Origin of the sequence: Microcoleus sp. bin48.metabat.b7b8b9.023 (genome assembly GCF_013299185.1) — a bacterium.
Taxonomy (GTDB): domain Bacteria; phylum Cyanobacteriota; class Cyanobacteriia; order Cyanobacteriales; family Microcoleaceae; genus Microcoleus.
Window position 1 is genome coordinate 1 of sequence record NZ_JAAFKG010000099.1, and the last position, 13,339, is coordinate 13,339.

At 45.6% G+C, this 13,339-nt stretch carries 12 protein-coding genes and 1 pseudogene; 4 read left to right on the forward strand and 9 right to left on the reverse strand.

The genetic code is table 11. The features are described 5' to 3' along the window. Window positions 1-438 precede the first annotated feature (438 nt). The 4 genes from QZW82_RS31130 to QZW82_RS31145 all read right to left on the reverse strand — a co-directional run bounded on the left by QZW82_RS31130 (window position 439) and on the right by QZW82_RS31145 (window position 3,938). A complete protein-coding gene (locus QZW82_RS31130; protein WP_293157921.1) occupies window positions 439-1,548 on the reverse strand; it encodes a class I SAM-dependent methyltransferase in 1,110 nt (369 codons plus the stop codon). Window positions 1,549-1,680: 132 nt separating this feature from the next. After that, window positions 1,681-2,346: a phosphoribosylglycinamide formyltransferase gene (gene purN, locus QZW82_RS31135; RefSeq protein WP_293157924.1), complete on the reverse strand. Its 666-nt coding sequence runs from the start codon at window positions 2,344-2,346 to the stop codon at window positions 1,681-1,683. 7 nt (window positions 2,347-2,353) lie between these two features. Further along, window positions 2,354-3,310: a type IV pilin-like G/H family protein gene (locus QZW82_RS31140; RefSeq protein WP_293157927.1), complete on the reverse strand. Its 957-nt coding sequence runs from the start codon at window positions 3,308-3,310 to the stop codon at window positions 2,354-2,356. Between the two features lie 49 nt (window positions 3,311-3,359). Then, window positions 3,360-3,938 carry a GNAT family protein gene (locus QZW82_RS31145; protein WP_293157930.1) on the reverse strand — a complete coding sequence of 193 codons (579 nt, stop codon included), beginning with the start codon at window positions 3,936-3,938 and terminating at the stop codon, window positions 3,360-3,362. 59 nt (window positions 3,939-3,997) lie between these two features. On the opposite strand from QZW82_RS31145, the gene QZW82_RS31150 reads away from it, so the two are divergent. Next, entirely contained in the window at window positions 3,998-4,888 is an 891-nt protein-coding gene (locus QZW82_RS31150) for a sugar ABC transporter permease (protein ID WP_293157933.1), read from the forward strand. 205 nt (window positions 4,889-5,093) lie between these two features. Here QZW82_RS31150 and QZW82_RS31155 read toward each other — a convergent pair whose 3' ends face one another. Continuing rightward, entirely contained in the window at window positions 5,094-5,684 is a 591-nt protein-coding gene (locus QZW82_RS31155) for a DJ-1/PfpI family protein (RefSeq protein ID WP_293157936.1), read from the reverse strand. Window positions 5,685-5,863: 179 nt separating this feature from the next. Between QZW82_RS31155 and QZW82_RS31160 the strand changes: the two genes are divergently transcribed. After that, window positions 5,864-6,232 (forward strand): hypothetical protein, encoded by a 369-nt coding sequence (locus QZW82_RS31160; protein ID WP_293157939.1) that lies wholly within the window; start codon window positions 5,864-5,866, stop codon window positions 6,230-6,232. Between the two features lie 288 nt (window positions 6,233-6,520). Here the strand turns inward: QZW82_RS31160 and QZW82_RS31165 are convergent, their stop codons facing one another. Beyond that, a complete protein-coding gene (locus tag QZW82_RS31165; RefSeq protein ID WP_293157942.1) occupies window positions 6,521-6,667 on the reverse strand; it encodes a photosystem I protein PsaX in 147 nt (48 codons plus the stop codon). Between the two features lie 124 nt (window positions 6,668-6,791). Beyond that, window positions 6,792-7,748, reverse strand: coding sequence for a lipoyl synthase (lipA, locus tag QZW82_RS31170; protein WP_293157945.1), 957 nt, complete (start codon window positions 7,746-7,748; stop codon window positions 6,792-6,794). A 1,018-nt stretch (window positions 7,749-8,766) separates the two neighbouring features. Between lipA and QZW82_RS31175 the strand changes: the two genes are divergently transcribed. Both QZW82_RS31175 and QZW82_RS31180 read left to right on the forward strand, forming a co-directional pair. Further along, complete coding sequence (locus tag QZW82_RS31175; protein ID WP_293157948.1) at window positions 8,767-9,324, forward strand: response regulator; 558 nt, start codon at window positions 8,767-8,769, stop codon at window positions 9,322-9,324. A 301-nt stretch (window positions 9,325-9,625) separates the two neighbouring features. Continuing rightward, window positions 9,626-10,717 (forward strand): PfkB family carbohydrate kinase, encoded by a 1,092-nt coding sequence (locus QZW82_RS31180; RefSeq protein ID WP_293157951.1) that lies wholly within the window; start codon window positions 9,626-9,628, stop codon window positions 10,715-10,717. A gap of 346 nt (window positions 10,718-11,063) precedes the next feature. On the opposite strand, the gene QZW82_RS31185 is transcribed toward QZW82_RS31180, so the two are convergent. Then, a complete protein-coding gene (locus QZW82_RS31185) occupies window positions 11,064-13,034 on the reverse strand; it encodes a CapA family protein (RefSeq protein WP_293157954.1) in 1,971 nt (656 codons plus the stop codon). A gap of 126 nt (window positions 13,035-13,160) precedes the next feature. Then, window positions 13,161-13,339, reverse strand: a pseudogene (locus tag QZW82_RS32370) (RNA-guided endonuclease TnpB family protein); the annotation flags it as partial.

Consider the following 13,339-nt stretch of genomic DNA (forward strand, 5'->3'; position numbering starts at 1 on the left):
AATTGGTTCGTAGTGAGGACTTTAGTCCTCTGAATTTATGCGGACTAAAGTCCTCACTACGAACCTTTTTGATTGTGTTTGTGCGCGATGACATGATATTATAACAAACTCTACAAGCGTTTAACCAGTATCCACCGCAACTCGATGGGCGGGGTTTCTTCCACCGGAAATAAGTTGAATAGTAGATTTTTCGTGTTAGGTAAAATTGGTTCGTAGTGAGGACTTTAGTCCTCTGAATTTATGCGGACTAAAGTCCTCACTACGAACCTTTTTGATTGTGTTTGTGCGAGATGACATGATATTATAACAAACTCTACAAGCGTTTAACCAGTATCCACCGCAACTCGATGGGCGGCGTTTCTTGTCAAAGGACTAAAGTCCTTACTACGAACCTTTTTGATTGTGTTTGTGCGAGATGACATGATATTACAACAAATTCTACAAGCGTTTAACCAGTATCCACCGCAACTCGATGGGCGGCGTTTCTTGCACCGGAAATAAATCGCGCCCGCTGGCCCAACTCACAAACCAAGGTGTCGGCGGCCACGCAGAATCAGGTAAATGTTTTTGTTCGTATTCCATCACCGACTCATCGGCAATAATTTCTAACGGTAAACCCTCGATAGCTGCTTCCAATTCTTGTCTGGTAATTAGATAAGACCAACACAATTCTGACATTTGTTTTGCCATTTCATCAGGTTCATAGCCATCGACAGCTAAGAAAGTGCTGAATAGGATAAAGCCGCCAGTTAACACAGCATCAGACATTTTGCCGAGGAATAAGCGGATTTGTTCGGGATAGCGAAAGTGCGAGAGAACTTCGGTAGCAATCGCTAATTTGTACCGATAGGTTTTCATCCTCAATAAAGGATCTAAAACGTCGCCTTGGGTGACATGAATCGGCAAGTTTTCGGCGAGGGCTGCTGCTGAGAGTTTTTCGGCAAATATGGGCGTTAGCTCGATCGCATCCACGGAATGTCCTAACCTAGCTAAAGGCAGACTATTGCGCCCCGGGCCCGCACCGACATCTAAAATAGCTGCTTTACCCGCTTCCCCTAATTCGGCCACAATTGCCATCACTTTAGCATCGGGATGGCTGCCAAATAAAGGTTCGGGGCGAATATCCGGCCAGGTATGATATTTCTGGGCCATCGATTCGACTTGAATCTTGGTATTCAGAGTAATCCCGCCGCCTAAGCCTGTTTGGGGATTGGCGGGAAAGTATGAGACGATGAGATTAGCGTGGGGAGAATTTTTGAATCCTTCTGTTAACGCGTTAGCGATTAATGTTCGCAAGTTTTCGGTTTGGGCAGCGTCGAGGTTTTGTCCGAGAACTTTTAAGAAGTCTGAGAGTAATTTTAGATAGTCGTCTAGCATTGATGGCAAACAAGGTAGATAAAATTCTCCCTTGATGCCGATGTTCTTTTTGAGTCTTTCTTTGAGAATTAATTTCAGGCTATGAGAATCAGTCAGCGGCGGGCTAGTTTCGGGTGAGTTGCTGACGGGCAATTCTGGGGAAGATGCGGCACTGGTGGGGTTTTTAGTCACAATGTTTTCGATGATAACCGCGCAATTTGCGGAAAAGTGCGATCGACATTACGGACAATCATAACCTCGGTGGTTCCTCTCGGTGACGAAATTTGGTATAATTGTCTATTATCTGCTGCCAAGATTCAGACATTAAACAGGAGGTCGATCGGCAATAAGTGCGATCGCGCCTAACATAATTTTATGCTCTTGCACCTGAATTCTCCCGTGCAGCGTTTCTGGCGTATCATCAGGCAATACCGGCACCGCAGCCTGCATTAAAATCGGCCCGCTGTCTACTTCCAAATGAGCGATGTGCACCGTACATCCCGTTATTTTCACCTTAGCGGCGAGTGCTTGCTCAACGGCGCGAATGCCTGGGAAACTCGGCAGCAAACTGGGGTGAATGTTAATAACTTTGTTGGGAAAAGCATCGAGCAAAACTTTGGTAACAATTCGCATCCAACCCGCCATCACCACCCATTCTACATCATATTCTTGGAAGGTTTTAACAATTTTTGTATCTAATTCTTCGCGGCTTTTGCAATCGCGGTGATTGAGCAAAATCGATGGAATGCCGTATTTTTCCGCTCTGGCGACAGCTTTAGCTTCGGGATTGTTGTAAATTAACACTGGGATTTTAGCGTTGAGTTGTCCCTGTTGGATGGCTTGGGCAATTACCTCGAAGTTGCTACCGCTACCTGAGGCTAAAATTCCTATTTTTAAGGGCGCGGCAATCTTAGCATTTCCCTCTATGAGTGCGGGAGAAATTGCGGGAGAAATCAAACAGTCTGTAGAATTAGTATTTGCTGCAATCATCAAAGTTTCACCGTGTTATCAAAGAGGAACCAGCGGGACATCGAAAGTTTTCCGGGTCGTTATTTTTAGGAACAATTGGTCTCGGTGGAGGTGAAGTAGAATGCCAATTTGTTACGCAACTAAATGCGATGCTAGTTACAACATTTTCGGGTTCGTCTTTCACTTTAACGAGAAATACTGCACCTGTATAACTTCTTAATCGATGGTTTTTAGCTTGAACCGTCATGATTACATCTTGAGTGAAATCACTTTGAGATAAAAATTGATAGCGGTAATTTTCTTCTTCAAACTTCATTCCTATACCCAGTTCCTCAAATGTTCTAGCAAATTTGGCATTTTCGGCATAGAAAGCTTGTTGAGCATTAAGCGCCGACCGAATATATTGCCCACTTTCATAGGCTTGTCGCGGAGTTTCTGGTTCAAACGTGTTAAGTATTTTTATTTTTGTATTTCGAGGCAAAGCTGTAGTGGTGGAAAGTTTTTGAAGAAAAAGTGCACCCGTTGTAAAAGTAGTTGGTCTGGCTTCTTCCGGCTTTACACCCATGAATTCTACGCGCATTTGACCGTTGGGAGTAAATTCAAAAATTGTCTGCAAATTTTGGTTTTCACTGGCGGTTACATCTATTGCCATCGGCCTGGTAGTAGAGTTAATTCTGTATTTGAATTCATAGGCAGTTAGAGGTTCGGTTGGAGGTGCAAAAGGAAATGACGAAGTGAGTATAAATAATTTGCCTTCTTGTGTAAAAATTACTGTTACCGGAACGGATAATAGATATTGTAACTGCCACTGTCCTACTAATTGTTCGGCTACAGTTTGGGCTGTGGGAGTTGTTTGGGCGGGGACTGGGGCTGGCGCTGCGACGATCGGTTGGGCGATCGTCGCACTTATAGCAAACCTACTCGCAGACAACAGGCAACAGCCACCAATCAGCAATCTGGAAATATTTAAGTATGTTTTTTGCATAAATGTCAACCTCTGACCTGCACAATCAGTGTACCGCTTGCTGGCAGAGCTATTCTACAACAATATCATCAAAAAACTCTTCCCTCAGAATCGAATAAATTTTCAAATCCCAATATCTGCCCTTGACAAATAGCTGCTGTCGCAAAATCCCTTCCAACTGCATCCCCACTTTTTCCATCACCCTCGCCGAAGCAATATTGTTAACTTCACATCTACCCACAATTCGATTTAGCAACATCTCCCGAAAGCCAAATTCAATAATTGCATTGACAGCCTCACTCATGTATCCTTCTCTCCAATATCTCGCAGAAAGTGCATAGCCAATTTCAGCGCGGCTGTGCGTCATGCTCCATTCCACATATCCGCAAGTCCCGATCAACTTTTTCTCGGCTTTGTGGACAATTCCCCAATCTACAAGCTCTTTTCTTTTGTACATTTTTGTCAGAGACTTGAGAAAGTATTTAGTGTCTTCGAGGGAGGTATGAGTTGACCACATTGTGTATTCGGAGACTTCCGGGTTGGAAGCATACTCAAACATATCGCTGGCATCATTTAAAGTGATTTTTCGGAGCAGGAGCCTTTCAGTTTCTATAGTGGGTATATTTGCTAATATATCGAGCAATTTCATTTTGACATTGACCTATATTGTGATACCATTTAAAACTAAAAGCTAAAATTTACAAGCCAATGGTTCCGATAAAATCTGGGCGTTTTAACTGGTTGGACAATGAGTCGATCGCAGCTTGGACATTTCTGGCCCCGGCTTTACTGTTTCTGGGTACTTTTTTGATTGGGCCGATCGCCTATTTATTCTACCTCAGCTTTACCCGCGGCAGCTTTACCCAGTCGGGAGTGCGTTTGATCGGCCTCAATAACTACTCGCGCCTGCTGACAAACCCGGATTTTTGGCAAGTTCTCCAAAACACGATCTATTTTACAACCGCGACAGTCATTCCTAGTTTAATAATTCCCTTGGGTTTGGCAGTGTTGCTAAATCGCTCGTTTGCTTGGCGGGGAGCTCTCCGCACTGCTTATTTTATCCCTTCGATTACCTCTCTAGTGGCTGTTGGCTTGGGTTGGCGGTGGTTGTTTCAAACCGAAGGCCCGGTGAATGATATGCTAAGGGCGATCGGCTTAAATCCAATTCCTTGGCTCAGCAGCACAGCTTGGGCAATGCCAGTCATAATTCTGCTCAGTGTTTGGAAACAATTAGGCTTTAATATGGTAGTATTTTTAGCAGGATTGCAAGCAATTCCGGTAAATCGTTACGAAGCAGCAGAATTGGATGGAGCTAATGGTTGGCAGCAATTTTGGCACATCACTTTACCCGGTTTGCGGCCGACTTTAGTATTTGCTACCATTACTACAGCTATTTTTACTCTACGCAGTTTCGAGCAAGTCTATGTCATCACCGGCGGCGGCCCTTTGAACTCTACTAATTTGCTAGTTTATTATATTTACGAGCAAGCTTTTTCCCAATTCGATTTTGGCTATGCAGCCGCAGCAGCAACTTTTCTGATGGCGATAGCTTTGATATTAGTTTATGTTCAGATTCGAGTTTGGGGCGAAGATTCTTAATTAGCTACGAACACAGCTATTAGTGTTGTTAAATAAAGGAGGCTAAAGCTCAACTACACACAAAGGTACGTTGTTGGGCTTCAGCCCTCTTTCGACGTATATACAAAGAGCGTCGCATTCCAATTACAAGAGGTACGTTGTTGGGCTTCAGCCCTCTTTCGACGTATATACAAAGAGGGCTAAAGCCCAACAACATACCCAATTATCAATTATTAATTGTATACTCCATGTGATCTGCTGTTTGTTCAGCTTGTGCTGCACCCAAAAGCTTGCCGACAACGTGCAAAGACATATCAATTCCCGCAGCAATTCCCCCGGATGTAATGATTTTGCCGTTATCGACAAATCGCTGATTTTCGATAATAGTTGTATTGGGAGCTAACTCTCTCAACAAATCAAATGCCCCATGGTGTGTAGTTGCGGCCAAACCTTCCAACAAGCCAGCTTTTGCCAACAGCAGCGAACCCGTACATACCGACAGCACTAATTCTGCTGTTTGCGAACAATCTTTTATCCAGTTAATCACGGCTGAATTATCGATTAACTTTCTCGTGCCTAGTCCTCCCGGTACAATTAAAATATCGGGGGGCGGACAATCGGAAAAAGTACAATGGGGATTGACGCTCAAACCGTTGCGCGCGCTTACTGCACCGGGATGTTCGGCTACGGTAGAGACGGCAAAAGGTTGTGAATCCTTATTTAATTCTGATGTCACCGAAAACACTTCAAATGGCCCGGCAAAGTCCAGTACCTCGACATCATCGAACATGAAAATAGCTACGTTCCTAGTTGGCATAAGACACACTTCTGATAGAGGTCAAAAATAGCGGCTATTTGTTATATAGCAATCCTAAATCATTTGTGAATTTCTTACTCCCTCCCCTTAATAAGGGGAGGGCTGGGGTGGGGTAAAAAACTTTACGACTCATTTAGGACTGCTATAATATAAATGGTATGATTTAAATCATTAAAGCTATGCCGAAAAATATTCGCCATCGCGACGCCATAAAAATCGGTTTTTTGTGTCTTGTTTGCGCGTTAGCAATTACTATTTCGCCAATTTTTACCCCTGCTCAATTGACCAGTCAATTAGAGTTTCGGATTACTCAATTAGAAAGTCAAATTGCTGAACTCCGCGGACAAATCAACAGTTTGCAGTCTCAAGGTTCTGGAGTTAATCGGCCTCAGTCTCCGAACCGCCCTGGTTCGGGCAGGACAAATTCTAGAATGCTTTCGGGTGATCCGATGTTTGACAATTTAGCAACTTTGGCAATTGAAACTAAGCAAGATGTAATCAAAATTCAAGAGCGGTTGTCTAAGTTAGAAGCGTCAAGAAATCGTTAGTCATTAGTCATTAGTCATTAGTCAGTAGGGGCGGTGCCCCCGTGCCCGCCCTCTTAGCAGTCATTAGTCATTAGTCATCAGGAAGAAGGAAGAAGGAAAAATGAAATAGTAAGAATGAAGAGGGAAATAGTAAGAAGGAAGAGGGAAATAGTAAGAAGGAAAAGGTAAGTAGTAAGAAAGAAAAACTCTCCCCCTCTCCCTCTCTCCCACTCTCCCTCTTTCCCTCTCTCCCTCTCTTCGACTTTGAGGTTCCCAAAAGCAGGGTATGCTCAAAGTCAACTTGCAGAACTATTCAATGATATGGAAATAGTAGGCTGCCATCAGAAAATTGATACCTAACAGCAACAGAAACCAGGCTGCGCGAAAGGTGTAAGGGAATTTGCCCGTTTTCATCACGGAGTCGGATTTTAATTGGTTCTTTGCTATGTCTGCCATAATTCAAGCTCCTAATTCACAAGTCACTGTATTCACAAATAGCAGAGAGCGTCGCACATGACACAATCTAAGAGTGTTATTTTTTGTAACTAGGACTTGATACCTAGTTGAATTCAGATTGATTTTAATCGATCGCTCCGGCGTGGTATGAACTGCGGACTAGAGGCCCCGATCGCACTCGCTCAAACCCCATCTCGCGGGCGATCGACCCGAAACGGTCAAATTCGGCTGGCGTCCAGTATTTGCGAACTGGGAGGTGTTCTAGAGAAGGTCTCATGTATTGACCGAGGGTGAGCCGATCGCACTTGGCATCCCGCAAATCGGCCATCGCTTCGACAATCTCGGCCTCGGTTTCCCCGTGCCCCAACATCAAACCGGATTTGGTGGGAATAGTTGGGTCAAATTCCTTGACGATACGCAGAAGGTCGATCGAGCGATCGTACTTTGCCCCCCTCCGCACCGGCCCTTGCAACCGGCGCACCGTTTCAATATTGTGGTTGTAACAAGCCGGTTTTGCCTCTACCACCGTCCGAATCCGCTCCCGCTGCAACTGATCCAAACCAGAATTATCCGCCTCAACATTCCTCCCCATGCCTCCCCAAAAATCCGGCGTCAGTACCTCAACCTCAGTATCGGGGTTTAAGTGACGGATTTGGGCGATCGTCAACGCAAACCAACCCGCGCCTCCATCCGGTAAATCATCCCTCGCCACCGAAGTCAGCACCGCATAGCGCAAACCCAACAATTGCACCGCCTGGGCCACCTTTTGCGGTTCCTCGGGATCGAGGGGCATCGGAGAATGACCTTTATCTACTTGACAAAAAGCACAAGCACGGGTGCAAGTCGGCCCCATCAACAAAAAAGTCGCCGTTTTTTGGGCGTAGCACTCGCCCCGGTTGGGACATCTGCCTTCCTCGCAAATCGTATGAATTTGCCGCTGTTTGATAATTTTCTGCACTGCGGAAAGTTCGCTAGCTTTGCCAATGGGCCGTCGCAGCCAATCCGGCATCGCCTCGATTTCGCTCCGCATTTGAGCGGCAGTTGCTTTGACAGTAGGAGTTTGAGGAGTTTGGGGCGACATAAAACCTGCATGGCGATCGAGTTAATATATGCGATCGTATCCGAAATCAAAGTCCCTCAACTTGTAGGAATCTGACCCCAAATCAGAATTCGGATCAATTGCAGCCAAACTAAACTCGTTCAGAATTCTAGGTAGAATTCTCTTAGGGATATACTGAAGGTTGCAAATCACAAGACCACACGGGAAGCGGCAAACTCAGAGGCTTCATTCAGTCCTGAGAGGAAAGCGACTCGGAGGACTTTAGTCCCCGTGGTCTGTACTCTATAGCGCATCACGCGCAAACCTCGGTCTTTCAAGCCGGGGATGAAACGCAGCAGCAGCCGTTTGAAGGCTGCCATTACTCTAGATTAGAATTGAATTGTGCTAAACAAGTAGGCGTATCAACTACGTGCTGAACCATTCCTAGAACGGTGAAATTCCAGGCAGTAAGACACCCTCAGCATTTTAGACTGGGAAAGACTTGCAGCACAGCCAAGCAACGCAGGATGGGGAACGTACCGAACTGGCTTCGTGTTGAAAAGTGCGAACGAAAGCATAAAGCAAAAAAGTAGACGTAATGCTCATGGCGATCGTGGCGAAAGTCAGTGAGGTTGAACGTGTAGCGGCGATTTGACAGCGCCTTTAAGAACAATCGCAAGGCTGTTTCTTAAGAATCTCCGTTCCACTATAGTCGGAGAGTGTCAAAATCTAGAGGCAAGTAAGTAAATCTGTCTGCGTAACGAACTATCCTAGTACGGAGAAATTCCGGCCACTTAGTAAACGCATTGAGGCGTTAAACAAAAAGAGCAAGTAACAGCAGGATGGAAAGCGTACCGAACTGGCCAAAGTGATAGACCGAGAAAGCATTTGAAAAGGATAACGCAAGCGCGATTGCAGCATCGAAAGATAGTTGTTTTGAGCCAAAGCGAGGCACCTTGACAATGCCTTTGAATATTGGTTTCCGATCTTCTCTGCAAAAAATCTCAGTGGCTCTCAATGCCCCTGAGATCCTCAACACTCATTACTGAAGGAGTCAGTCGTGGCTGGTCAAAAAATCTTGGTAATCGATGACAGTAAAGTCATCCGCGTTCGAGTTCGAGAGATGTTACCTCAAGGTAACTTTGAAGTTCTAGAAGCAAAAGACGGCGAAGAAGGACTCAAACTGATCCGTGAAGCCCGACCGAATCTAATTATGTTAGATTTCCTACTGCCCAAAGTCAGTGGTTGGGAAGTGTATCAAAAAGTGCAAGCCCATCCGGTGCTTTGCAAGATACCTTTGGTGATCATGTCGGGGCGCGAAGAAGAGGTGATGGAGAAAATTCCAAAACCCTTCGAGAAGCATTTCTTTGCATTCATCGCTAAACCTTTTGAGAAAAAGCAGCTAACCGAGGCGATCAAATCGGCGATGGTACTGGCTAAAAAGAAACCAGTACCAGAAGCCCCTGCCGCCGCCGCTGCTGCACCGAGTTCTGGAGCCGGTGCTGCCGAAATTCAGGCGATGACTAAGCAAATGGCGAAAATGCAAGCGGAAATTGATGCACTCAAAAAACAAATGACTCAGGTGATTACGATCATCAAGCAGATGAAATCGAAATAATTCTGCGGTCTTTTACAGGTACTCGTGCAGAAGGCACTCATGTAGAAGGAAACTTCCACACTGTGAAACTTTCTCACTTTATTTCAATGGGTCCCCTTGTGTCCGTAGTTTTTTGCTAAATTGGTCGATCGCGCGATAGCCAATCGCCTGCAACCGATTTCTCACAATCTCAGTGGGAAAATCAATTAAAAGTTAAAAATCAAACCAGGGAGGAAATCAATTATTAATCTTTATTAAGATTTTTTAATTGCCGCTCGTGCCACACTCAACTATCAACTCCTCAGTCTCATTTTTTTGGTTAATGACTAACGACTATTCCGATTTTTTGCCTCAACTGCGTGCCTCAACTGAGCAATTGTTGAAAAGATTAGACTGCTTCGATCGAGCGCAGGTATTAGCGATCGGAGATTTGACCTTGGACGAGTTTCTTACCGGACAAGTAGAGCGAATTTCCCGCGAAGCACCTGTGTTGATTTTGCGCTACGAGAATACTCGGCAATTACCCGGAGGTGGCGCAAATGCTGTCTACAATTTAGCCAAACTGGGAGGCAAAGTAAAAGTTGCTGGTTTGGTGGGAAAAGATGACCAGGGAAAGGCTTTGTGCGGTATTTTTGAGGCTGCGGGAATTGATACGGCTGGGATTTTAATCGATTCGCAGCGTCCAACCGTTACCAAAACTCGCATTTCCGGGCACGCGCGGCAGTCGGTGACTCAACAAATTGTCCGAGTCGATCGCAAATCTGACGAGTTGCCGGATTTAGACTTGCAGTTGCAATTAGCAGACTACATCCGGCAGCAAATCCCCACAGTCGATGCGGTGGTTTGTTCTGACTACGGCGACGGAGTTTTGACTCGTTTGGCGATCGAATCGGCAGTGGTTCCCGGCAAAACAATTGTAGACGCTCAAACAAATTTGCAGCGATATTCTGGAGCGATGCTGTTTACTCCGAACTTACCGGAAGCCGAGCAAGCAGTCGGATATGCTATCAAAAATCCTGAAACTTTAATGCAAGCAGGACGCGATTTGTTGAACTTAACTCAAGCTCAAAAAATCCTGATTACTCGCGGCGAAGAAGGGATGAGTTTGTTTGAAAGGGTGAACGGCGAACCAATCAAAAATTCACCCCCTCCCACATCCACTTGCTTCAAGGGAGAATTTGCCATTCAAAGCTGGGATATTCCCCCTTTTAACAAGACTGATGTATTCGACGTAACTGGTGCTGGAGATACAGTCGTAGCAGCGATGACTTTAGCTTTGTGCGTCGGTGCATCGGGTTGGGAAGCGGCAGTTTTGGGAAATTTGGCCGCTAGCATTGTCGTGCGTCAATTCGGTACGGCAACCACGACTGCGGAGGAAATGAAAGAAGCTTTGAAACTAATGATTGATGACTAATTATTGGGAATTGGGAATTGGGAATTGGGAATTGGGAATTGGGAATTGGGAATTGGGAATTGGGAATTGGGAATTGGTGATTGATTATTAGTTATTCGTTAAGCTGTTCTGTATTTAAACTGCACAGCCAAAATTTGATAAAGTTCTTGTGGGGTGGGCCATAAAGCCCGCACAAAAAATGCAATTTAGATGTCGAACAGCTTACCAATGCCCAATACTTCGGCTTAATTCGGCTTCGCTCAGCACAAGTGCCAATGCCTAATGCCTAATCCCTCCGCTTCGCTTCGCCCAATCCCTCCGCTACGCTCCGCCCAATGCCCGATGCCCGATGCCCAATGCCCAACGACTACTTACTCTTCTTCAAAATTTGTCCCTTGTCATCAATCGTCAAACCAGTATTGGGAAAATCGCTCTTTGTCAAACGGCGAATCAACCCCACAGTCGTAAAATCTTCATCCACAGAGGGAATACCTTGCCTGTCAAGTTCGATGGGGATAATCTTACCAGAAACAAAATCCCCTTTTGGAGTCATTTTGACATCCAAAATCAGAGATTGACCCAGTGCTCCGGCTGTGGACAAAGTGCGATAACCCATAAAATTGCCCAGGGAATACGCGATCAATTTCCCTTTGTACAGTTCCACAGCTCTGGTAACGTGCGGGCCGTGTCCCAAAATCAAATCTGCTCCCGCATCAATCATCGTCCGCGAAAACAACACCATATTTCCCCGGTTTTCTCCGTAAAAGAACTCAGTTCTATTGTTCACATTCTGAGCTCCGGTTCCTTCAGCTCCAGCATGAACTGAGATGACTACAATATCAGCCTTTTGCCTCGCTTTTTTGACAACTTCAGCCCCTGCTTTCAGTTCCAGCAAGGAATTGTGAACTTCGCCGTAGTTGCTGAAACCGATAAAGGCAACATTGACGCCCTTGACATTTTGATAAACAATTTGATCTCTTTTGCCAACAGCCTTCATGCCGTTGCTGTCGATGTTTTTGATCGTGTCCTTAAATCCCTGCTCGTTAAAATCGTAGGAGTGATTGTTGGCAATATTCAAAACATCAAAACCAACATCTTTGAAGATTTTGGCATAACTCGGAGGCGTCCTAAAGGCAAACAGCATTCCTCCACCGCCTCCTTTGGAACTGTAAGGATAATCGGTCATCGTGCTTTCAAAATTGCCAAACAGAATATCGGCTCCTTGTAGGTAGGATTTTACCGATTCAAATAAACGCTCCTTATTTTCCGGGAGTTTATTGTAGGGGAAATTGGTGCCGGGGATCATGTCGCCAACTGCTTTGATGCTGACAGTTGCGGGCAAATTTGCAGGTATTTTTGCTGCCTGGGGTGGTGATTGTGATGCGGGTTTGGCGGCGGATGCTGACGCTGGGATAGATTCCTTGCGGGATGGCTTTGCCGCGCCTACTTTTTGTACCGCAGGCTTTGAGGTGACATGGTTAATTGTAGCGGTACTTGAGGATTTATTGAATTGAGAACCGAGTACAAAGCCTGCTATCGGTACAAAAATTAGGCTGAGAGTACCGACTGACAGCCAAGATTTTTTAGTTTTACGACGGGCTGAATCTGGCCGCGGTGATGGCTTTTGTTCGTGTTGGTTTGTGGGTTGGGGAGTTGGGATTATATCTGGTGGCTGTGATGGCTGTTGTTGGCCTTGGTTTGTGGCTTTGGGAGTTGGGATTATGTCTGGCGGCAGTGATGGCTTTTGTTGGCGTTGGTTTGTGGGTTGGGGAGTTGGGATTGTATCTGGCGGCAGTGATGGCTTTTTTTGGCGTTGGTTTGTGGGTTTGGGAGTTGGGATTCTATAGGATTTGCGGGGGGATTTTTCTGGTATTTGAATGGGTGGGTTTGTGATATTTTGAGGTGTTTCTACCTTGGGCAAAATTACAGGAATTCGGGCGGTGGGTACACTGGCGACACCTACAGGAATTTGAACAGGGGCTACAGTTGCGGGTGCTGCTACACTGACTGGCGCGGCTGCGGTTGCGGGTACACTAGCCAAGCGTTGTTTTAATTCTACCGTCTGAGTCCAAGCGGGCAATTGCTCGCCTTCGCGCCGCCCGTACACTGTTACTCCGTAAATGTTATTTGGTTGCAGTCGCTGCAACCCTTTGATTGCGACTCGGAGACAGGCTTCTTCTGCGGGCAATTGTTCTGCTTCCAGCAGCAGGTGCAGGGTTTCATTTTCCAAGCTGCCTTTAGCCGTGACGCCGAAGGTTTGGAGTGCTTGGCCGATCAGAAATGCGATCGCCCTGGCATCGCCTTCTTTTGCTAAATTTAAGATATCTTGTTGGCTCACAAATGCCTCTACTCTCACACGAGAAATTTAGCTCTATCTTATATCAGATTTGCGAAACAGGATGAAATGCCGATCGACTTAACTTAAGTAACTAGATACAAATAAACATAGCTGGTAAAAGTATAGTCATTTATAGACATGAGAGGCTTCGAGTCCCTCCCCCTTCGCTTTTACTTTCAGCGGATTAACCCGCCTCGGCTGAACTACACAGCTCCCTATCCCATCGCTAAAAGCATTTGGGATTGCTTTTCTGAGGATGTTATAAGAACCATTAACATCGGAATTAATTAATTGACCGATTGATG

Coding starts and splice junctions, on each gene's coding strand:
- purN (WP_293157924.1), bottom strand. CDS start 2,346: ATGATTGCAGCAAATACTAATTCTACAGACTGTTTGATTTCTCCCGCA.
- QZW82_RS31140 (WP_293157927.1), bottom strand. CDS start 3,310: ATGCAAAAAACATACTTAAATATTTCCAGATTGCTGATTGGTGGCTGT.
- QZW82_RS31145 (WP_293157930.1), bottom strand. CDS start 3,938: ATGAAATTGCTCGATATATTAGCAAATATACCCACTATAGAAACTGAA.
- QZW82_RS31150 (WP_293157933.1), top strand. CDS start 3,998: ATGGTTCCGATAAAATCTGGGCGTTTTAACTGGTTGGACAATGAGTCG.
- QZW82_RS31155 (WP_293157936.1), bottom strand. CDS start 5,684: ATGCCAACTAGGAACGTAGCTATTTTCATGTTCGATGATGTCGAGGTA.
- QZW82_RS31160 (WP_293157939.1), top strand. CDS start 5,864: ATGCCGAAAAATATTCGCCATCGCGACGCCATAAAAATCGGTTTTTTG.
- QZW82_RS31165 (WP_293157942.1), bottom strand. CDS start 6,667: ATGGCAGACATAGCAAAGAACCAATTAAAATCCGACTCCGTGATGAAA.
- lipA (WP_293157945.1), bottom strand. CDS start 7,748: ATGTCGCCCCAAACTCCTCAAACTCCTACTGTCAAAGCAACTGCCGCT.
- QZW82_RS31180 (WP_293157951.1), top strand. CDS start 9,626: ATGACTAACGACTATTCCGATTTTTTGCCTCAACTGCGTGCCTCAACT.